At 71.0% G+C, this 18,288-nt stretch carries 23 protein-coding genes; 12 read left to right on the top strand and 11 right to left on the bottom strand.

Annotation, left to right across the window (positions count from 1 at the left end):
* Positions 1-247: 247 nt before the first annotated feature.
* From M8H82_RS19730 to M8H82_RS19720, 3 genes are read left to right on the top strand one after another with little or no spacing between them, the layout of a single operon-like run.
* The gene (locus M8H82_RS19730; RefSeq protein WP_250075883.1) at positions 248-1,207 is read left to right on the top strand and encodes an ABC transporter substrate-binding protein; all 960 of its coding nucleotides are present in this window, start codon (positions 248-250) and stop codon (positions 1,205-1,207) included.
* 37 nt (positions 1,208-1,244) lie between these two features.
* A complete protein-coding gene (locus M8H82_RS19725) occupies positions 1,245-2,186 on the top strand; it encodes an amino acid ABC transporter permease (protein WP_250075882.1) in 942 nt (313 codons plus the stop codon).
* 47 nt (positions 2,187-2,233) lie between these two features.
* Entirely contained in the window at positions 2,234-2,986 is a 753-nt protein-coding gene (locus M8H82_RS19720) for an amino acid ABC transporter ATP-binding protein (RefSeq protein WP_250076151.1), read from the top strand.
* Positions 2,987-3,058: 72 nt separating this feature from the next.
* On the opposite strand, the gene M8H82_RS19715 is transcribed toward M8H82_RS19720, so the two are convergent.
* Positions 3,059-3,817 (bottom strand): trans-aconitate 2-methyltransferase, encoded by a 759-nt coding sequence (locus M8H82_RS19715; protein WP_250075881.1) that lies wholly within the window; start codon positions 3,815-3,817, stop codon positions 3,059-3,061.
* A 99-nt stretch (positions 3,818-3,916) separates the two neighbouring features.
* Here M8H82_RS19715 and M8H82_RS19710 point away from each other — a divergent pair, with 99 nt between their 5' ends.
* Positions 3,917-4,546 carry a CGNR zinc finger domain-containing protein gene (locus M8H82_RS19710; RefSeq protein ID WP_250075880.1) on the top strand — a complete coding sequence of 210 codons (630 nt, stop codon included), beginning with the start codon at positions 3,917-3,919 and terminating at the stop codon, positions 4,544-4,546.
* On the opposite strand, the gene sodX is transcribed toward M8H82_RS19710, so the two are convergent.
* Complete coding sequence (gene sodX, locus M8H82_RS19705) at positions 4,450-4,884, bottom strand: nickel-type superoxide dismutase maturation protease (RefSeq protein ID WP_250076149.1); 435 nt, start codon at positions 4,882-4,884, stop codon at positions 4,450-4,452. The two genes, M8H82_RS19710 and sodX, sit on opposite strands and share 97 nt — an antisense overlap.
* Positions 4,885-5,029: 145 nt before the next feature.
* On the opposite strand from sodX, the gene sodN reads away from it, so the two are divergent.
* The 4 genes from sodN (at position 5,030) to M8H82_RS19685 (ending at position 7,128) form a co-directional block, all read left to right on the top strand.
* On the top strand, positions 5,030-5,425 hold the full coding sequence (gene sodN, locus M8H82_RS19700; RefSeq protein ID WP_020123534.1) for a superoxide dismutase, Ni: 396 nt from the start codon (positions 5,030-5,032) through the stop codon (positions 5,423-5,425).
* Between the two features lie 129 nt (positions 5,426-5,554).
* Positions 5,555-5,947 carry a helix-turn-helix transcriptional regulator gene (locus M8H82_RS19695; protein WP_250075879.1) on the top strand — a complete coding sequence of 131 codons (393 nt, stop codon included), beginning with the start codon at positions 5,555-5,557 and terminating at the stop codon, positions 5,945-5,947.
* A 17-nt stretch (positions 5,948-5,964) separates the two neighbouring features.
* Positions 5,965-6,378, top strand: coding sequence for a VOC family protein (locus M8H82_RS19690; RefSeq protein WP_250075878.1), 414 nt, complete (start codon positions 5,965-5,967; stop codon positions 6,376-6,378).
* A 15-nt stretch (positions 6,379-6,393) separates the two neighbouring features.
* A complete protein-coding gene (locus M8H82_RS19685) occupies positions 6,394-7,128 on the top strand; it encodes a VOC family protein (protein WP_250075877.1) in 735 nt (244 codons plus the stop codon).
* Here M8H82_RS19685 and M8H82_RS19680 read toward each other — a convergent pair.
* From M8H82_RS19680 to M8H82_RS19660, 5 genes are all read right to left on the bottom strand, one after another.
* The gene (locus M8H82_RS19680; RefSeq protein ID WP_250075876.1) at positions 7,125-7,448 is read right to left on the bottom strand and encodes a DUF952 domain-containing protein; all 324 of its coding nucleotides are present in this window, start codon (positions 7,446-7,448) and stop codon (positions 7,125-7,127) included. The two genes, M8H82_RS19685 and M8H82_RS19680, sit on opposite strands and share 4 nt — an antisense overlap.
* A 9-nt stretch (positions 7,449-7,457) precedes the next feature.
* Positions 7,458-8,657 (bottom strand): RNA polymerase sigma factor, encoded by a 1,200-nt coding sequence (locus tag M8H82_RS19675; RefSeq protein WP_250075875.1) that lies wholly within the window; start codon positions 8,655-8,657, stop codon positions 7,458-7,460.
* 5 nt (positions 8,658-8,662) lie between these two features.
* A complete protein-coding gene (locus tag M8H82_RS19670; RefSeq protein ID WP_250075874.1) occupies positions 8,663-9,076 on the bottom strand; it encodes a YciI family protein in 414 nt (137 codons plus the stop codon).
* Between the two features lie 94 nt (positions 9,077-9,170).
* A complete protein-coding gene (locus M8H82_RS19665) occupies positions 9,171-9,374 on the bottom strand; it encodes a hypothetical protein (RefSeq protein WP_250075873.1) in 204 nt (67 codons plus the stop codon).
* 18 nt (positions 9,375-9,392) lie between these two features.
* Positions 9,393-9,980, bottom strand: coding sequence for a dihydrofolate reductase family protein (locus tag M8H82_RS19660; RefSeq protein ID WP_250075872.1), 588 nt, complete (start codon positions 9,978-9,980; stop codon positions 9,393-9,395).
* A gap of 112 nt (positions 9,981-10,092) precedes the next feature.
* Here M8H82_RS19660 and M8H82_RS19655 point away from each other — a divergent pair, with 112 nt between their 5' ends.
* A complete protein-coding gene (locus tag M8H82_RS19655) occupies positions 10,093-10,683 on the top strand; it encodes a TetR/AcrR family transcriptional regulator (protein ID WP_250075871.1) in 591 nt (196 codons plus the stop codon).
* A 6-nt stretch (positions 10,684-10,689) separates the two neighbouring features.
* Here the strand turns inward: M8H82_RS19655 and M8H82_RS19650 are convergent, their stop codons facing one another.
* The 3 genes from M8H82_RS19650 to M8H82_RS19640 form a co-directional block, all read right to left on the bottom strand.
* Positions 10,690-11,280: a GNAT family N-acetyltransferase gene (locus M8H82_RS19650; protein ID WP_250075870.1), complete on the bottom strand. Its 591-nt coding sequence runs from the start codon at positions 11,278-11,280 to the stop codon at positions 10,690-10,692.
* A 581-nt stretch (positions 11,281-11,861) separates the two neighbouring features.
* Positions 11,862-13,019, bottom strand: a complete 1,158-nt coding sequence (locus tag M8H82_RS19645) for a family 2 encapsulin nanocompartment cargo protein polyprenyl transferase (protein ID WP_250075869.1) — start codon at positions 13,017-13,019, stop codon at positions 11,862-11,864.
* Positions 13,020-13,124: 105 nt separating this feature from the next.
* On the bottom strand, positions 13,125-14,531 hold the full coding sequence (locus M8H82_RS19640) for a family 2B encapsulin nanocompartment shell protein (RefSeq protein ID WP_250075868.1): 1,407 nt from the start codon (positions 14,529-14,531) through the stop codon (positions 13,125-13,127).
* A 238-nt stretch (positions 14,532-14,769) separates the two neighbouring features.
* Here M8H82_RS19640 and M8H82_RS19635 point away from each other — a divergent pair, with 238 nt between their 5' ends.
* Entirely contained in the window at positions 14,770-15,663 is an 894-nt protein-coding gene (locus tag M8H82_RS19635; RefSeq protein ID WP_250075867.1) for a 1-aminocyclopropane-1-carboxylate deaminase/D-cysteine desulfhydrase, read from the top strand.
* Between the two features lie 6 nt (positions 15,664-15,669).
* Here M8H82_RS19635 and M8H82_RS19630 read toward each other — a convergent pair whose 3' ends face one another.
* Positions 15,670-17,265: a Na+/H+ antiporter gene (locus M8H82_RS19630; protein WP_250075866.1), complete on the bottom strand. Its 1,596-nt coding sequence runs from the start codon at positions 17,263-17,265 to the stop codon at positions 15,670-15,672.
* A gap of 86 nt (positions 17,266-17,351) precedes the next feature.
* On the opposite strand from M8H82_RS19630, the gene M8H82_RS19625 reads away from it, so the two are divergent.
* Positions 17,352-17,612 (top strand): UBP-type zinc finger domain-containing protein, encoded by a 261-nt coding sequence (locus M8H82_RS19625; protein ID WP_186284718.1) that lies wholly within the window; start codon positions 17,352-17,354, stop codon positions 17,610-17,612.
* Between the two features lie 258 nt (positions 17,613-17,870).
* Positions 17,871-18,284: an anti-sigma regulatory factor gene (locus M8H82_RS19620; protein ID WP_004925829.1), complete on the top strand. Its 414-nt coding sequence runs from the start codon at positions 17,871-17,873 to the stop codon at positions 18,282-18,284.
* Positions 18,285-18,288: the final 4 nt, after the last annotated feature.

The following is an 18,288-nucleotide window of genomic DNA, read 5'->3' as shown; positions in this document are numbered from 1 at the left end:
ATCCGCATCATGAGATGGACGGGAGATCTTCCGGCCGGAAGGAGGGATTCCCGCAGAAGATGCGGTCGGGATGTACCGACCTGGTGTGGTTCGGGGGAAACCCGTTATCCGATTTTGACATAGCTGGCCCCCTGAATGGCTCAGTCCGAATGGCAAGATGCCGTAATCACACGAGGTCGCGACACTCGAAGACGTGTGCTCTCGTCGACCCATCGGCAACTCCACCCATCCGCCGGAGGAACCCACCATGACCGCACGCACCACCCGTCGTACGACCGCCACGCGCTCCCGGCTGGCAGCGGTCGGCTCGATCGCGGTCGCAGGCGCCCTGATTCTCACCGGCTGCGGTGACCAGACCAAGGACGACAGCAGCGACACCGAGACCAAGAGCTCGGCCCCCCTGGCCGACAAGCTTCCGGCATCCATCGCCGGCAAGGGTGTCATCAAGGTCGGCTCCGACATCGCGTATGCGCCGGTGGAGTTCAAGGACGACTCCGGCAAGGTGGTCGGGATCGACCCCGACATCGCCGCGGCGATGGGCAAGCAGCTCGGCGTGAAGTTCGAGTTCCAGAACGCCACGTTCGACACCCTGATCGGTGGTCTCGCCTCCAACCGGTACGACATCGCCATGTCGGCGATGACCGACACGAAGGACCGCCAGGAGGGCGTCGACTCGGACACCGGCAAGAAGGTCGGCGAGGGTGTCGACTTCGTCGACTACTTCACCGCCGGTGTCTCCCTCTACACCAACAAGGGCGACTCCCAGGGCATCAAGACCTGGGACGACCTGTGCGGCAAGACCATGGCCGTGCAGCGCAACACCTTCTCGCACGACCTCGCCAAGGACCAGGCGAAGAAGTGCAAGGACGACGGCAAGAAGGAACTCAAGGTCGAGGACTTCGCCACCAACCCGGAGGCCGAGACCCGGATGCGCTCCAAGGGCGCCGACGTCGTCTCCGCCGACTTCCCGATCGCCGCCTACTCGGTGAAGAACGCGGGCGGGGGCAAGTACTTCGAGATCGTCGGCGACCAGGTCGAGGCGGGTCCGTACGGCATCGCCGTGGCCAAGGAGGACACCGAGCTGCGTGACGCGCTCCAGGCCGCCGTGCAGGCCATCATCGACAACGGTGAGTACGAGAAGATCATCAAGAAGTGGGGCGTCGAGGACGGCGCGATCACCGAGGCCAAGATCAATGGCGGCTCCTGATCCGTCTCGGCACCGCACGTTCTGAAAGGCTCCACCCGTGACTGTTGACGTCAACAAGACGGACGGTCCCGCCGACCCGACGCCCTCAGCCGGACCGGAGGCCATCAAGGCCATCCCGGTCCGGCACCCGGGGCGCTACGTGTCCGCGGCCCTCGCCCTCGCCATCTTCGGCGTGATCATCTACGCCTTCGCGCAAGGCAACATCAACTGGGACGCGATCCCCGAGTACTTCTTCGACGACCGCATCTTGGACGGCGTCTGGAAGACCCTCCTGCTCACCGTGCTCTCCATGGTGATCGGCATCGCGGGCGGCATCCTGCTCGCCGTCATGCGCCTGTCGAAGAACCCGGTGACCTCGTCGATCGCGTGGCTCTACATCTGGTTCTTCCGGGGCACCCCGGTCCTGGTCCAGCTGTTCGTCTGGTTCAACCTCGGCCTGGTCTTCGAGTACATCAACCTCGGCCCGATCTACAAGGACTACTGGTCGTCCTTCATGACGCCGCTGCTGACGGCGCTGCTCGGGCTCGGCCTCAACGAGGCCGCGTACATGGCGGAGATCTGCCGCGCCGGCCTGCTCTCGGTCGACGAGGGCCAGAGCGAGGCGTCGCACGCGCTCGGCATGAGCCACACCAAGACGCTGCGCCGGATCGTCATTCCGCAGGCGATGCGCGTCATCGTGCCCCCCACGGGCAACGAGGTCATCAACATGCTGAAGACCACGTCGCTGGTGGCGGCGGTGCAGTATGCCGACCTGTTCAAGCAGGCGCAGGACATCGGCCAGAACGCGGGCTCCACGGTGGAGATGTACTTCCTCGCCGCCGCCTGGTACCTGATCATGACCTCGATCCTGAGCGTCGGCCAGTACTACATCGAGCGGCACTACGCGCGGGGCTCGTCCCGCTCTCTGCCCCCGACGCCCATGCAGCGCATCAAGGCGGCCGTTCTGCCCACGCGTCGCCCGAAGGGAGTCACGGCATGACGGACGTGACGAAGCAGCCCTCTCAGGACTCGGCGTCCACCCGGGCCATGGTGAAGGCGGAGGGCGTCCACAAGTCCTTCGGCCATGTCGAGGTCCTCAAGGGCATCGACCTCGAGGTGCGGACCGGCGAGGTGTTCTGCCTCATCGGCCCCTCCGGCTCCGGCAAGTCGACCTTCCTGCGGTGCATCAACCACCTGGAGAAGATCAACGCCGGCCGGCTGTACGTCGACGGCGATCTGGTCGGCTACCGCCAGAAGGGCGACAAGCTGTACGAGCTCAAGGACAGCGAGGTCGCGCAGCAGCGGCGGGACATCGGCATGGTGTTCCAGCGCTTCAACCTGTTCCCGCACATGACGGCCGCGGAGAACGTCATGGAGGCGCCGATCCAGGTCAAGGGCGTCAGCAGGAGCAAGGCCCGGGAGCGGGCGCGGGAGCTGCTGGAGAAGGTCGGCCTCGGCGACAAGGCCGGCAACTACCCCTCGCAGCTCTCCGGCGGCCAGCAGCAGCGCGTGGCGATCGCCCGCGCGCTGGCGATGGACCCGAAGCTGATGCTGTTCGACGAGCCGACCTCGGCCCTGGACCCGGAGCTGGTCGGTGACGTCCTCGACGTCATGCGCGACCTCGCCGAGTCCGGCATGACGATGGTCGTCGTCACCCACGAGATGGGCTTCGCCCGCGAGGTGGGCGACAACCTCGTCTTCATGGACGACGGCGTGGTCGTCGAGTCGGGCGACCCGCGCGAGGTCCTCTCCAACCCGCAGCAGGAGCGGACGCAGGCGTTCCTGTCCAAGGTCCTCTGACCCGGGCATGACGAAGGGGCGGTACGGGATTCCCGTACCGCCCCTTCGTGCCGTCCCCTCGCGCGCGGGCCGCTACTTCAGCGCCAGCACCAGGGCGTCCGACGGGGAGCACCACACCGGCCGGGCCTCGGCGAAGCCCTTCTCGCGCAGTACGCGCGCGTGCCACTGCGCGGACGGGGTGTCGCCGTCGGCGTGCTCGCCGTAGATCTCGAAGCGGCGGGCCGTCGGCTCGGCGAGGACGGGGTCCTGGGCGGCGACCTGCCACCACTCGGTCCAGTCCAGGGCGCCGTCGCTCCTGGCGCGTTCCATGCGCGCGTGCCGCTGCGCCCGCTCGGCCGCGTTGATCCGGGGCGTCGTGTCGTCGATCATGCGGTCCGCGTTCATGAAGACCCCGCCCTCGCGGACCAGGCCCGCGACCTGGCCGTAGAGGGCCGCGAGGGGTTCGCTGTGCAGCCAGTGCAGGGCCGTGGCGGTCAGCACGGCGTCGTAGGAGTCGTACGGCAGCCGCGACGGCCAGTTGGGGTCCTTGAGGTCGGCGGTGACGAAGGCGGCCCGCTCGTCGCCCGCGAAGGTGCCCTCGGCGATGGCGAGCAGCGCCGGGTCCAGGTCGACGCCGGTGCTGGTGGCGCCGGGGAGCCGGGCCAGCAGCCGGGCCGTGATGGAGCCGGTGCCGCAGGCCAGGTCGAGCACCCGGGGCTCGGGCCCCACGAGCGCCTCGACCATGTCCAGCATGACCCTGAAGCGCTCCTCCCGGTCGGGCATGTACCACTCCTGCTGCCGGTCCCAGCTCTCCTGCCAGGCGTGCCAGTCGGTTCCGGTACCGGTCGTCATGGGAGCCCCCTCCTCGGACGGATGCGTAATACCCTGGAAGCACGCTCGTCTGTTACCCGACCGCACCCCGACCATAGAACGCCTCCGTAAGGACTACAAGTGGAACTGGCCTATTACTCGGACTACGCCGTGCGTCTCGTCAACAGCGAGGACCCGGCCCGGGGCAAGGACTCGCTGACGTCCGTCGAGGCCGTCCGCGATATGTTCGGCGGGAACCAGTCGGCGGCCCGCCGCGCCACGGACGCCGACGTCACCCGCTTCCGCTCGGTCCGGGGGCGGCTGCGTTCGGTCTTCCAGGCCGCCGACGGCGGCGACGAGACGCTCGCCGTGGACCTGCTGAACTCTCTGCTGCTGGAGTTCCCGGTCAGTCCGCAGATCTCCGGGCACGACTTCCGGGACGACGACGGCCGCCCGCTGTGGCACATGCACCTCGCCGACCACCCGTCGAACGCCACCGCGGGCTACGCGGCCATCGCGGCGATGGGTCTGGCCTTCCATCTGACCGAGTACGGCGTGGACCGGCTCGGCCTGTGCGAGGCAGCGCCGTGCCGCAACGCCTACCTCGACACCTCGACCAACCGCTCCCGGCGCTACTGCTCCGACCGCTGCGCCACCCGCGCGAACGTGGCCGCCTACCGGGCCCGCAAGCGCCTGGAGGCCGACCGGTCCGACAGCACGGGCCGCACCGCGGACAGTGCCCAGCGCACCAGCGCGAACGGCGAGCGCTGATCCGTCCCGCGCGGCCGGAACCGGGCCCGCACCCTGCCCAGCACCAGCTCCGCCGGGACCGTGCCGTAGTCGGTGCTGTCCCCGCCCGCGTACGCGTTGTCCCCGAGCACCCACCAGCCGCCCTCGCGGGGCTCCGCGGCCCGCTTGACGACCAGCAGGTCCTGCTGGAACGGATGACGGAGCACGACCACGTCACCGGGCCGGATCCGCGCCCCGTAGTGCACCAGCAGCCGGTCGCCGTGGTGCAGCGTGGGCACCATCGACGGCCCGGTCACCTCGGCCGGCCCGAAGGGCAGCAACGACCGCCCCTGCTCGGTCTCCTGCGACAGTTCCGGCATCACCGGCACCTCCCCGGTCCTATCCTCCACCAGTCTCAGTCTGACCCTGGACTTTTGTCCTCAGCCCATGGGGGCACTCGCGAAAAGCCGTCCCGCAGGGAGTAATGTCCCACCTGAGAAGACGATCACGAGGAAGGAATGCTCCATGCTTTCCCGCCTGTTTGCCCCCAAGGTGAAGGTCAGCGCGCACTGCGACCTGCCCTGCGGCGTGTACGACCCGGCCCAGGCCCGCATCGAGGCGGAGTCGGTCAAGGCCGTCCAGGAGAAGATGGCCGCCAACGACGACCCGCACTTCCAGGCGCGTGCGACCGTCATCAAGGAGCAGCGCGCCGAGCTCGCCAAGCACCACGTGTCGGTCCTGTGGAGCGACTACTTCAAGCCCCCGCACTTCGAGAAGTACCCGGAGCTGCACCAGCTGGTCAACGACGCCCTGAAGGCCCTGTCGGCCGCCAAGGCGTCCACCGACCCGGCCACCGGCCAGAAGGCGCTGGACTACATCGCCCAGATCGACAAGATCTTCTGGGAGACCAAGAAGGCCTGATCCAGGACCTTCTTTCGCATCGCCTCGACCGGCGGTCGGTGCACCATCGCAGGTCGACGGGTATCCCCGAAGGGGCCCGGCCGCAGCACGCGGCCGGGCCCCTTCGGCCGTCCGTGCCATCCTGGCGGGGTGAACACCGAGGATCTGGTCCGGCTGCGGCGGGCCCGCGACCGCATGGACCGCGAGTACACCGAGCCCCTCGACGTCACGGAGCTCGCCCGGACCGCGCTGATGTCCCCGGGCCACTTCCAGCGCAGCTTCCGCGCCGCGTACGGCGAGACGCCGTACGGCTATCTCATGACCCGCCGGATCGAGCGCGCCAAGGCGCTGCTGCGCCGCGGGGACCTGAGCGTCACGGAGGTCTGCATGGCGGTCGGCTGCACCTCCCTCGGCTCCTTCAGCGCGCGCTTCACCGAGCTGGTCGGCGAGACGCCGAGCGCCTACCGGGCCCGCTCGCACGAGGACGGGGCCGTGATCCCGGCGTGCGTGGCCCGCCGCTTCACCCGGCCGAAACGCTCGTAGCGGCCTAGCCTGCTGTCATGGAGATCCGACTCAAGAACTGTTTCCTGGCCGTCGACGACCATGACAAGGCGATCGCCTTCTACCGGGACGTCCTCGGCATGGAAGTGCGCAACGACGTCGGTTTCGAGGGCATGCGCTGGGTCACCGTCGGATCGCCGGCGCAGCCCGACGTGGACATCGTGCTGGAGCCCCCCGGCGCCGACCCGGACATCTCCCCCGCCGACCGGGAGGCGATGGCCGGCCTGCTCGCCAAGGGCGTGCTGCACGGGGTCAACTTCACCACCGACGACTGCGACGCCCTGTTCGCCCGGGTGCGGGAGGCCGGCGGCGATGTCATCCAGGAGCCGATGGACCAGCCGTACGGGGTGCGCGACTGCGCGTTCCGGGACCCGGCCGGGAACATGCTGCGCTTCATGGAGCCGAACAGCTGACCTACGATCACGTCCATGACCATCCGCTGGACGTACGCCTTCGTCGACCGGCCCGCCGCGGGCTTCGGCGCCGCCTGCGACTTCTGGACCGCCGTCACCGGCACCCGGCTGTCGGAACCCCGCGGTGATCAGGGCGAGTTCGTGACCCTGCTGCCGGAGTCCGGGGACGCCTGCGTCAAGGTGCAGGGCGTCCTGGACGGGCCCGGCGGCGCGCACCTGGACTTCGCCGTCGAGGATGTGCCCGGCTTCGTGCGGGAGGCGCTGGACACGGGGGCGGAACTCGTCGCCGACCACGGCGACTGGGCCGTACTGCGGTCCCCGGCCGGGCAGTTGTTCTGCGCCGTGCCCTGGCACGGGGAGGCGTCGCGGCCGCCGGTGGTCCGGGACACGCGCCTCGACCAGGTCTGCCTGGACACCCCGCCCTCGCTCCACGACACCGAAGTCGCCTTCTGGGGCGCCCTGTTGCCCGAGTGGACGTCGGCGCCGGGTTCCCTTCCGGAGTTCCACGTGGTCAGGCCCCCGGCGGGCCTGCCGATCCGCATCCTGCTGCAACGCCTCGGCGAGGAGCGCCCCGCCTCGGCCCATCTCGACCTGGCCTGCGCGGACATCGAGGCGAGCCGGGCCGCCCATGAACGGCTCGGCGCCACGCTCGTGCACCGCGGCACCCACTGGCGCGTGCTGCGCGACCCGGCGGGCGGCACGTACTGCCTGACGGGCCGGGACCCGCACACCGGCGGCCTGCCGGCCTAACGCCACACCCAGGGCTCCACGCCGACCACGGCGGCCACCGGTACCGGCCCGTAGATGTGCGGGAACTCCTCCCCGCCGGGCTCGGCCGCCTCGTACCGCACGGGCGCGCCGAGGCGGTCGGGGTCGACCACCAGGACCACGAGATCGCTCAGGTCCGCGAAGAAGGCTTCGGCGACGCGCGGGAGCTGCAGGCGCGTGGAGCAGTGGATGAACCCCTCCTCCTGGAGGGTCTTCCCGCGGGTCGAGATCTCGTACGTGCCCTTCGCCCGGGCCTCGTCCCACAGGGACCGCCGGGTGAGGTGCAGGATGGGGTCGCTCATGCGTTCACGCTACGGGGTCGACCGCGCCGCCCGCCCCCGCAGATAGCGCTGCTCGGGCAGGCTCATGGTCTGCGCCGCCGCCGACTCGTAGGCGGCCCGGGCGGCGGCGAGGTCCCCGGCCCGCTCCAGCAGATGCCCCCGCACGGCATCGCGCCGGTGCCCCAGCTCGCCCTCCAGCAGGTCCACCTCCGCGAGCCCCGCCTCCGGGCCGTGCACCATGGCGACGGCGACCGCGCGGTTCAGGCGCTCGACGGGGCCGGGGACCAGGCCCACCAGCACGTCGTACAGGCCGAGGATCTCCCGCCAGTCCGTGGCGTCCGCGGAGGGCGCCTCGTCGTGGACGGCGGCGATGGCCGCGCGCAGCTGGTACGGCCCCGCCGGGCCCGTGCTCAGCGCCCGGGTGACCAGCGCGACGCCCTCCTCGATCGCGGCCTTGTCCCAGCGCTCGCGGTCCTGTTCGTCGAGCGGCACGAGGTCGCCGCCGGGGCCGGTGCGGGCGTCGCGGCGGGCGTCGGTGAGCAGCATCAGCGCCAGCAGCCCGGCCACCTCGCCGATGTCCGGGAGCAGGCGGTGCGCCATCCGGGTCAGCCGGATCGCCTCACCGGCGAGATCGCGGCGCTGGAGACTGCGGCCCGAGGTCGCCGTGTAGCCCTCGTTGAAGATCAGGTAGAGGGTGTGCAGGACGGCGGGCAGCCGTTCCGCCCAGTTGTCGGGGCGCCCGAAGGCGGCCCCGCGCACCTTCTGCTTGGCCCGGCTGATCCGCTGGGCCATGGTCGCCTCGGGGACGAGGCAGGCGCGGGCGATCTCCGCCGTGGTCAGACCGCCGACCGCGCGCAGGGTGAGCGCGATCTGGGCGGGCGGCGTCAGGTCGGGACGGCAGCACAGGAAGAGCAGGGAGAGCGTGTCGTCCTCGCGGGGAGCCCGGTCGCTCCCGGCCGCGAGGCGCGCGCCGAGCGCCACCGCCTTCTCCTCGCGCGCCCGCCGGGCGTCGTCCGCCCGCAGCGCGTCCACCAGCCGCCGCGAGGCCACCTTGATCAGCCAACCGCGCGGATTGTCCGGCACCCCGGCCCCCGGCCACTGCCCGGCCGCGGCGAGCAGCGCCTCCTGCACGGCGTCCTCGGCGGCGTCGAAATGGCCGTAGCGCCGCACCAGCGCACCGAGGACCTGCGGCGCGTGGTGGCGCAGCAGGTCCTCGACGGTGTCGCTCATGCGGTTCAGACGTCTCCGGTGCCCTCGTCGACGGGCCGGATCAGGACCGGGTACACCGGGGCGCCCGCCGGCTGGGGGCACTCCAGGACCCGGGCGGCGATCTCGGTGACCCGCTCCAGGCTCGCGCACTCCAGGACCCAGTAGCCGGCGAGCAGTTCCTTCGTCTCGCCGTAAGGGCCGTCGGTGATGACGGGCTTGCCGTCCGTGCCGAGACTCACGTGCCGGGTGCGGGCGGGCTCGACCAGACCCTGGGCGTCGACCAGCTCGCCGGACTCGGCCAGGTCGTCGTTGAGGGCGCTCATGAAGGCGTACATCGCCTGCACGTCCTGCTCGCTCCAGGCCGGCGAGCTCTCGGACGCGCCGCCCTTCATCGCCTCGTAGTCCGCCTGGCTTCCCTGCACCATGACCAGGTACTTCATGACTCGCTCCTTTGTCTCGCGCCGCCTGTCGGGCGGCTCTCACAGGGACGTCGGAGCCGGGCCCGGGTTCTCGACATGGTTCGGGCCGGGATTCTCAGGACGTGCTCGCGGCGGGTTTTCCGGGCTCCTCCCGGTGCTCGGGCTCGTCGTGGGGCTCGGGGCGTGCCTCGCACTCGGGGTTACGGCAGGGGCCGGCCACCCAGCGCGGTACCCATGCGCCCAGCGTCTTGTGGCGCCGGACGACCGTTTCGACGGACTGTCCGCAGACGGGACAGGCATGTCTGTCGCTACTGTCCATGTCCCAAGGGTAGGCCGGTCAGCGCTTCCGTGCGTAGGTGCGGACCAGCACTCCGTTACCGAACGTGCGGACGCCTTCCAGCGTGAAGTCGCTGACCGCGAACCCGGTGCCGCCGAACATGGGCAGGCCCGAGCCGTAGACCTGCGGATATGTCTTGATCACGAGTTCGTCGATCTCGTCGAGCAGCTCGCCCGCGATCTGGGAGCCGCCGCACAGCCAGATGCCGAGCTCGCTGTCCTCGGCCTTGAGCTCGCGGACGCGGGTGACGAGGTCGCCGTCGATCACGGTGACGTTCGGGTCCGGGGAGGTGCCGAGGGTGCGCGAGGCGACGTACTCGCGCAGGTGGCCGTAGGGGCTGGTGACGCCGAGGTCGAGGGCGAGCTGGTAGCTGGCGCGGCCCTGGATCACGGTGTCGAAGTGGAGGTTCTCGGCGCCTGTGAGGCCGAGCTGTTCGCGGCCCTGCACCGCGACCGTCTCCGGCCAGGTGGAGGCGAGGTAGCCGAGGAACTCCTCGTCCAGGAAGGCGAACATCGACGAGGCGTCGCCCTTCGGGTCGCCGATGAAGCCGTCGATGGAGCAGGCGATGTAGTACGTGAGCTTTCGCAAGCCGGGGCTCTTTCCGTAGGGTGTCGTTGAACAACTGCAGTTGTAGTACTTCGCCTGTAGTGGTTGCAAGTGTTTTCGGGGCCGGGATTTAAGTGGGAGAGGAGATTCCGCATTGGCCAGGAATCCGGAACGGCGGGCTGCGCTGGTGGACGCCGGCGTGGCGGTGCTCGCGCGGGAAGGGGCGCGCGGGCTGACGTTCCGCGCGGTGGACGCCGAGGCGGGGGTGCCGGTGGGCACGGCCTCCAACTACTTCACCGGGCGCGACGACCTGCTGCGGCAGATCGACGCCCGGCTGCACGTACGGCTGGCTCCCGACCCGAAGGTGATCGCCGAGCTGCTCGAACGGCCGAAGGACCGGTCACTGGTGACGGCGTTCATGCACGACCTGATGGGCCGGGCCGTCCGCGACCGCACCGGCTATCTGGGGCTGCTGGAGATGCGCCTGGAGGCGACCCGGCGCCCCGAACTGCGGGCCTCCTACACGGAGTCGGTGCGCGGGGACCTCACGCAGGGCATGGAGTTCCACCGCGCCGCCGGACTCCCCGGCGGCGACGAGACCGTCACGGTGCTCTATCTCGCCATGCTCGGCCTGATCCTGGAGCATCTGACGCTGCCGGGGGTGCTGGAGGGTGTGCTGCCGGGGGTGGGTGTTCCGGAGGAACTGATCGAACGGATCGTGGAGACGGTGGTGCCGGAGGCGTAGGCCGGGCTAGCGCGGCTCGCGCCACATGGGGAACATCTGGGGGCCGTCGGGCAGGGTGAGGGGGCTGCCGAGGAGTTCGAAGCCGAGGCGCTCGTACAGCTTGCGGCTGCGGTCGCTGCTCGCCTCCAGGTAGGCGGGGACGCCGTCGCTGTCGCAGCGGTCGAGTACGGCGCCGATCAGCGCGGAACCGAGGCCCTCGCCCTGCCGGCCGGGGGCGACGCCGATCATCCACAGGTACTCGTGGGCACGGTCGCCGGGGTGGATGTCGGCGGTGAGGCGGCCGATCAGCTCGACGCGCTCGTTGTCCGGGTCGACGGCGTTCCGGAGCTGGACGGGCCCGTCGTCGTCGGGGTCGTGCTCCCCGGCGGGCGTCGGCAGCCACAGGGCGCAGGCCGAGCCGTCCTCGGTCAGATCGATCCGCCCCTCGGCGAGCACGATGTCGGTGAAGGCCGCCATCAGCCGGTGGTGGGTCGCCCGGCGGTACTCGGTGCCGGGAAAGACCCAGCCACTGACCGGATCGTCCTGGAACGCCTCGTCCAGCAGCCGCACCACCAGGTCCCGGTCCGCCTCGCTCGCCGCCCGGATCGCCACGCCCATGTCCCGCCCCTTCGCCTGAACCAGCCGATCCGCCGTGATCGGCCGTGATCGACGTTGATCGTATGGCGGTCGGGACGCGTGGGACGGGGATGGCCGAAGATTGACGTGATTCGTCTTGGGCGACACTGTCACCGCTACGGTCCCGGCACGGTACGGCACGTGCGCGGGGTCCGGGCGGGCTGCGGCGACGGCCGTGCAGGGCCGCACGACCTAGCGGGTACGGCTCCCCTGCCCCGGCCGACTCGGTGAGCGAACGGGCCGCGCGCACAGTAGGGATGAGCGGGAACCAGCCGACCGGGACGGCCCTCGTACGGGCCGCCGACCCGCCGGGTAGGGCTCCCCTGCCCCCGGCGGGCCCCGTGAGCCGACGGGCCGCGCGTGCGGCGGGGATGCGAGGGACACAGCCGCGAACGGCCGGGCCGGCGCTCGTACGGGGCCGCCGGCCGGTGGGATACAGCTCCGCCGGGCCAGGCGGTCCCCGCGAACGAACAGGCCCCGCGCACCGTGGGGATGCGCGGGACCCGCTGGCCGGGCCGGCGGTCGTGCGGGGTCAGGAGCCGCACGACCGCCGGTCCGGGGTCTCAGGTGCTGCGCCGGGTGACGAACTCGGCCAGCGCCAGCAGGCCGCCCGCCGCCTCCGGATCGGGCACCGCGCGGGCCAGTTCCTGCATCGCGCGGGCCATCCGGTCGGCTGCCTGGACCTGCGCCCAGTCACGGCCGCCCGCCTGTTCCACGGCCAGCGCGGTGCGGGCGGTCTCCTCCTCCCCCGCCAGACCGCTCTTGCCGTACGGCACTTCGTACAGCTCGGCGAGCTCCCGCGCCGCCGGGGTGCCGGAGGTGAGCGCGGCGACGACCGGCAGCGACTTCTTGCGGGCGGCCAGGTCCGCGCCGGCCGGCTTGCCGGTGCGCCGGGGGTCCCCCCATATGCCGATGACGTCGTCGATGAGCTGGAAGGCGAGCCCGGCCTCACGGCCGAACGCGTCCATCGCCTCCACGTCCTCCCGCGGCGCCCCGGCGTACAGCGCGCCGAGAGCGCAGGCACAGCCCAGCAGCGCTCCCGTCTTCGCCTCGGCCATCGCGAGCGCCTCGTCGAGGCCGATCTCGGCGCAGGCCCGCTTCTCCAGGGCCGTGTCCGCGTGCTGTCCCTCGCACAGCTCGACCACGCAGGCGGCGAGCCGGGCGGCGGCCCCGGTGGACGCCGGATGCGGGTCCTCGGCGAGGAGTCCGAGGGCGAGGGCCTGGAGGGCGTCCCCGGCCAGGATCGCGTCGGCGTCCCCGAACACGGTCCAGGCGGTCGGCCGGTGCCGTCGGGTGCTGTCCCGGTCCATCACGTCGTCGTGCAGCAACGTGAAGTTGTGGATCAGCTCCACCGCCGCGGCGGCCCGTACGGCGGCCTTGCGGGCCGTCGGCCCACCGAGCGCCTCCGCCGCGGTGAGGACGAGCGCGGGGCGGATCGCCTTGCCCGCGTTGCCCGCGGCGGGGGTGCCGTCCGCGTGCTCCCAGCCGAAGTGGTAGAGCGCGACCCGGCGCATGGCCTTGGGCAACGAGTCGATGGCGGCGCGCAGTTGGGGATCGACGGACCCCCGCGCGCGCTCCAGGATGGCCATCGCCTCCTGGCCGTCGAGCGCACCCGGCCCGGCGTGTGTCTGGGTCCCGATGGGCCTCCGCCTTTCCCGCGTCTCGGTCGGTAACCGCCCTCCGGCGGGGTGTTGCTGCGTCTCGCTCATGAACTCACCCATCGCCCGGACGAGTTGGCTGACGGTGGCACCGGTCCCACGGCCGGGCGCGTACCCCGAGGATGTACCCGCCCCGGAGGGCGGGGACACCGGTTGACCGCGGCAGGCTCACCGCCAGCGCCCGATCTCGACGTTCTCCAGCACACCGAGCGCGTCCGGCACGAGGACCGCGGCCGAGTAGTAGGCGGTCACCAGGTACTTGATGATCGCCTGTTCGTTGATGCCCATGAACCGCACCGACAGGCTCGGCTCGATCTCGTCCGGGATACCGGCCTGCTGGAGCCCGATGACCCCCTGCTCGGCCTCACCGGTACGCATGGCGATGATCGACGTCGTACGGGCGTCGCTGACCGGGATCTTGTTGCACGGGAAGATCGGCACCCCGCGCCAGGTGGGCAGGCGGTTGCCGGCCATGTCGATACTCTCGGTCACCAGGCCGCGCTTGTTGAGCTCACGGCCGAACGCGGCGATCGCGCGCGGGTGGGCGAGGAACAGCTTGGTGCCGCGGCGCCTGCTGAGCAGCTCGTCCATGTCGTCGGGCCCGGGCACGCCGTCGTGCGGCTGGATCCGCTGGTCGTACTCGCAGTTGTTGAGCAGCCCGAACTCGCGGTTGTTGATGAGTTCGTGCTCCTGACGCTCCTTGAGCGCCTCGACCGTCAGCCGGAGCTGCTGCTCGGTCTGGTTCATCGGCTGGTTGTAGAGGTCGGCCACCCGGGAGTGGATGCGCAGCACGGTCTGGGCGATGCTCAGTTCGTACTCGCGGGGCCTGGCCTCGTAGTCCACGAAGGTGTGCGGGATGTCCGGCTCGCCGCTGTGACCGGACGCGAGGTCGATCTCCTTCTCTCCGTGCCTGTTGGTGCGCTGGGCCGGGATCGAGCGCTGCTCCTCGAGATGCTCGCGCAGGGAGTCGGAGCGCTCGGCGACCTGCTCGACATCCTCGCGGGGCAGGACGAGCACGGTGCACGCGGTGACCGTGCGGACCGTGTACTCCCAGATGGCGTCGGGGGCGAGCAGCGCCTGGTCGCCGAGGTAAGCGCCGTCGGCCAGCACTCCCAGGGACTCGTCGTCGCCGTAGGGACCGGTGCCGACCTTCTCCACCCGCCCGTGCGCCAGCAGGTACACCTCGTCGGCGGGGCTGCCGAAGGAGACGAGCACCTCGCCCGCGGCGAGCTCCCGCTGCTCGCAGCGCCGGGCGAGCTCGGTGAGCACCTCCTGGTCCTCGTAATCACGCAGCGCGGGCAGTTCGCACAGCTCTGCGGGGATGACCTCGACCCGGTCGCCGGTCTTCACAAAAGTGACCCGGCCGTCCCCCACTGCATAGGTCAGGCGGCGGTTCACCCGGTACGTACCGCCCTGGACGTTCACCCACGGCAGCATGCGCAGCAGCCAGCGGGAGCTGATCTCCTGCATCTGCGGTGCGGACTTGGTGGTGGTGGCCAGGTTCCGCGCGGCGCCGGTGCCGAGACTCTGCTGCGGCCTGCCCTCATCAGTGCGGACCTCTTCGCCTACCGACATAAGGAATTGCCCTCCCAGTCATGCACCGGCACCGTTCTGCGCCGGGCATCCAATCGCAGGACCCAGCCTTCCTCACGGAGCGTGCCGGTGCTATTACACGAACGAGGGGGAATGGATCACGGGCCGACTGGGCACGCGAGCGGTTCCTGTCCAGCGGCGTCCTTCCGTTTGCTGTCCGAAACCAGCCGGTTGCCGGGGTGGGGCAGGGGCGCCGCCGACGCCGGGCGAGAATGGTTCCGTGACCAGTCTCGACGCCCTCCGTCCCCGGCTTCCCTCGCCGCTCCAGGAGCTCGTCGACGACCGCTTCGCCCGCGCCGGCCTCCGTCTCCTGCTCAAGCGCGACGATCTGATCCACCCCGACCTCGTCGGCAACAAGTGGCGGAAACTCGCCCCCAACCTCACCGCGGCGGCCGGCCGGACCGTCCTCACCTTCGGCGGGGCGTACTCCAACCACCTCCGGGCGACGGCCGCCGCGGGCCGTCTGCTGGGCCTCGACACGGTCGGCGTGGTGAGGGGGCAGGAACTGTCCGGCCGCGCCCTGAACCCCTCCCTGGCCCGCTGCGCGGCGGACGGCATGCGCCTGCACTTCGTCGACAGATCGACGTACCGCCGGAAAGCGGAACCGGAGACTTCGGCGGCGATCCTCCGCGCCGCGAACGCCGAGGAGGCGTACGTCGTCCCGGAGGGCGGCAGCAACGCCCTCGCGGTGCTCGGCTGCCGGTCCCTCGGCCAGGAGCTGCGCGGCCACGCCGACCTCGTCGCCCTGGCCTGCGGCACCGGCGGCACCCTGGCCGGGCTGGCCGCCGGACTCGCCCCCGGCCAGCGGGTCCTCGGCATCCCCGTCCTGAAGGGCAGCTTCCTCGGCGGCGACATACGCGCCCTGCAGCACCGCGCCTTCGGCGGCCCCCGAGGCACCTGGACCCTCGACGACCGCTTCCACTGCGGCGGTTACGCCCGCACCACCCCCGAACTGGACGCCTTCGCCGCCGACTTCGAGCGGCGCCACGAGGTCCCCGTGGAACGCCTGTACGTGGCGAAGCTGCTGTACGGACTGGTCACCCTCGCCGAGGAAGGCGCCTTCCCGCGCGGGACGACGATCGCGGCCGTGATCACCGGACGCCCGTTCCCCTAGGCGCCCTCACGCCGCCTCGCGGAACGCCGCCGCCTCCTCCAGGTCCAGCCTGCGCAGCAGCGTGCGCAGCATCTCGTCGTCGATGTAGCGGCCGTCCCGGAGTTTCACGAAGACCGCCCGCTCGGCGCCGATCATCTCCCGGGACAGGCGCCGGTAGGTGTCGTCGACCGTCTCGCCGGTGACCGGGTTGACCTGGCCGAGGCGTTCCCAGACGGCGTTGCGGCGGCGCTCCAGGACGGTGCGGAGCCGGTCCGCGAGCGGGGGCGGCAGGGCGTTGCGCTCGTCGGAGAGAAGCTCGTCGAGGCGTCTTTCGGCGGCCCGGGAGGCCTGGGCCTGGGCGTTGGCCTCGGCGAGGGTCTCGGCCTGCGCGTCCCGGCCGGGCAGTTTCAGTGCGCGGATCAGCGGGGGCAGCGTGACGCCCTGGACGACGAGGGTGCCGATGACCGTGGTGAAGGTCAGGAACAGGATCAGGTTGCGCTCGGGGAAGTCCTCGCCGCCGTGCATGGTGAGCGGGATGGAGAAGGCGATGGCGAGCGAGACCACGCCCCGCATCCCGGCCCAGGCGATGACGAACGGCCCCTTCCAGGTCGGGTTCTCCTCCCGCTCCCGGATCCGGGCCGACATCATGCGCGGCAGGTAGGTCGCCGGGTACACCCAGACGAACCGCGAGGCGACGACCACCAGGAAGACAGCGATCGCGTACCAGGCGGCGCGTCCTCCCTCGTACTCCCCGAGTCCCTTGAGGACGACCGGCAGTTGGAGTCCGATCAGCGCGAAGACGGCGGATTCGAGGACGAAGGCGACCATCTTCCACACGGCCTCCTCCTGGAGGCGGGTGGCGAAATCGACCTCCCACGCGCGGTGCCCCAGCCACAGCGCGACGACCACCACCGCGAGCACCCCGGAGGCGTGCACCTGCTCGGCCACGGCGTAGGCGACGAAGGGGATCAGCAGCGACAGCGTGTTCTGCAGCAGCGCTTCCTTCACGTGGGTGCGCAGCCAGTGGATCGGCACCATGAGGACCAGGCCGATGCCGATCCCGCCGAACGCCGCGAGCAGGAACTCGCCGATGCCGCCGGCCCAGGTGGCGCCCTCGCCGACCGCGGCGGCGAGCGCCACCCGGTAGGCGGTGATCGCGGTCGCGTCGTTCACCAGGGACTCGCCCTGGAGGATCGTGGTGATCCGCGACGGCAGCCCCACCCGGCGGGCGACGGCGGTCGCCGCGACCGCGTCGGGCGGCGCCACCACCGCGCCCAGCACCAGGGCCGCCGTGAGCGGCAGACCGGGCACGATCATGTAGGCGGCCCAGCCGACCGCGAAGGTCGCGAAGAGCACGTACCCGACCGACAGCAGCGCCACGGGCCGCAGTTGGGCCCGCAGGTCCAGGTAGGAGCTGTCCGTGGCGGCCGTGTGCAGCAGCGGCGGCAGAATGAGCGGCAGCACGATGTGCGGGTCGAGCGTGTAGTCCGGCACCCCGGGCACGTACGACACGGCGAGGCCCGCCGCGACCAGCAGCAGCGGCGCCGGGACCGGGGTGCGCCGGGCCGCCGCCGCGACCGCGGCGCTGCCCGCCACCAACAACAGCAGCGGCATCACGTCCATGAACCTCGCCCGCCCTCGCACATCGCCGTTCGCCCACCCTCGGTTTTCCGCGCGGCCTTCCGTACGGCCGTCGTAATCTGGCAATCATGAAACAGTGCACGCATGCCGACGTGCTGCCGCACCCGGAACCCGGCCCGCTGAGCGAGACGTGTCCCGAGTGCCTGGCGGACGGCACCCACCCGGTACAGCTGCGGCTGTGCCTCACCTGCGGTCACGTCGGCTGCTGCGACTCCTCGCCGGGACGGCACGCGACCGGGCACCACAAGGATTCCGGACACCCGATCATGCGGACGTTCGAGCCGGGGGAGGACTGGCGGTGGTGCTTCGTGGACCACGTGCTGGTGTGACGGGCACGACTCCGGATCCGGACGGTTCGACCGTCTGACGTCTGGGTACGTCAACCCGGCGCGCGCTCTTCCCATTTGGGCCCGCCGGACCCCTAGCCACGGAGCGTATCCAAAGGTTTACTATGAGTGACAGCGGGGGGTTGGGGTCCCGGGGACAGAAAGTTCGGAGCGCGATAGCGTCACCGCTGAACCACACATCGCGTTACCCCGGGGGGCGACCCTCGGCCCCGTAAAGCTTGTACCACCTTGGAGGTGAGGGTGTCCCAGATCGCAGGCGAGCCCGCGACCCAGGACTTCGTGGAAGTCCGGCTGCCGGCTGCGGGTGCCTACCTGTCGGTGCTGCGTACGGCGACCGCCGGTCTCGCGGCCCGTTTGGACTTCACCCTCGACGAGATCGAGGATTTGCGCATCGCGGTGGACGAGGCATGCGCGATCCTGCTCCAGCAGGCCGTGCCGGGCTCGGTGCTCAGCTGTGTCTTCCGGCTCGTCGACGACTCGCTGGAGGTCACCGTCTCGGCGCCGACCACCGATGGTCACGCACCGTCACGGGACACGTTCGCGTGGACCGTGCTGTCCGCCCTCGCGGGCAAGGTCTCCTCCGCCGTGGACGAGGACAAGACCGTGTCGATCAGCCTCTACAAACAGCGCGGCGCGGGACCCGGGCCGGCGTGAGGGA

The organism is Streptomyces sp. YS415, from assembly GCF_023544665.1.
In the GTDB taxonomy this organism is placed as follows: Bacteria; Actinomycetota; Actinomycetes; order Streptomycetales; family Streptomycetaceae; genus Streptomyces.
Note: the sequence above shows the minus strand (reverse complement) of the source record. Positions and strands in the feature narration are given on the sequence as shown.

Bases quoted from the DNA above. Each gene is read 5' to 3' on its own strand.
- M8H82_RS19730 (WP_250075883.1), top strand. From the start codon at position 248: ATGACCGCACGCACCACCCGTCGTACGACCGCCACGCGCTCCCGGCTG.
- M8H82_RS19720 (WP_250076151.1), top strand. From the start codon at position 2,234: ATGGTGAAGGCGGAGGGCGTCCACAAGTCCTTCGGCCATGTCGAGGTC.
- M8H82_RS19715 (WP_250075881.1), bottom strand. From the start codon at position 3,817: ATGACGACCGGTACCGGAACCGACTGGCACGCCTGGCAGGAGAGCTGG.
- M8H82_RS19630 (WP_250075866.1), bottom strand. From the start codon at position 17,265: ATGGACGTGATGCCGCTGCTGTTGTTGGTGGCGGGCAGCGCCGCGGTC.
- M8H82_RS19685 (WP_250075877.1), top strand. From the start codon at position 6,394: ATGACCATCCGCTGGACGTACGCCTTCGTCGACCGGCCCGCCGCGGGC.
- M8H82_RS19625 (WP_186284718.1), top strand. From the start codon at position 17,352: ATGAAACAGTGCACGCATGCCGACGTGCTGCCGCACCCGGAACCCGGC.
- M8H82_RS19645 (WP_250075869.1), bottom strand. From the start codon at position 13,019: ATGGGTGAGTTCATGAGCGAGACGCAGCAACACCCCGCCGGAGGGCGG.
- M8H82_RS19680 (WP_250075876.1), bottom strand. From the start codon at position 7,448: ATGAGCGACCCCATCCTGCACCTCACCCGGCGGTCCCTGTGGGACGAG.
- M8H82_RS19665 (WP_250075873.1), bottom strand. From the start codon at position 9,374: ATGGACAGTAGCGACAGACATGCCTGTCCCGTCTGCGGACAGTCCGTC.
- sodX (WP_250076149.1), bottom strand. From the start codon at position 4,884: ATGCCGGAACTGTCGCAGGAGACCGAGCAGGGGCGGTCGTTGCTGCCC.
- M8H82_RS19675 (WP_250075875.1), bottom strand. From the start codon at position 8,657: ATGAGCGACACCGTCGAGGACCTGCTGCGCCACCACGCGCCGCAGGTC.
- M8H82_RS19640 (WP_250075868.1), bottom strand. From the start codon at position 14,531: ATGTCGGTAGGCGAAGAGGTCCGCACTGATGAGGGCAGGCCGCAGCAG.
- sodN (WP_020123534.1), top strand. From the start codon at position 5,030: ATGCTTTCCCGCCTGTTTGCCCCCAAGGTGAAGGTCAGCGCGCACTGC.
- M8H82_RS19670 (WP_250075874.1), bottom strand. From the start codon at position 9,076: ATGAAGTACCTGGTCATGGTGCAGGGAAGCCAGGCGGACTACGAGGCG.
- M8H82_RS19650 (WP_250075870.1), bottom strand. From the start codon at position 11,280: ATGGGCGTGGCGATCCGGGCGGCGAGCGAGGCGGACCGGGACCTGGTG.
- M8H82_RS19690 (WP_250075878.1), top strand. From the start codon at position 5,965: ATGGAGATCCGACTCAAGAACTGTTTCCTGGCCGTCGACGACCATGAC.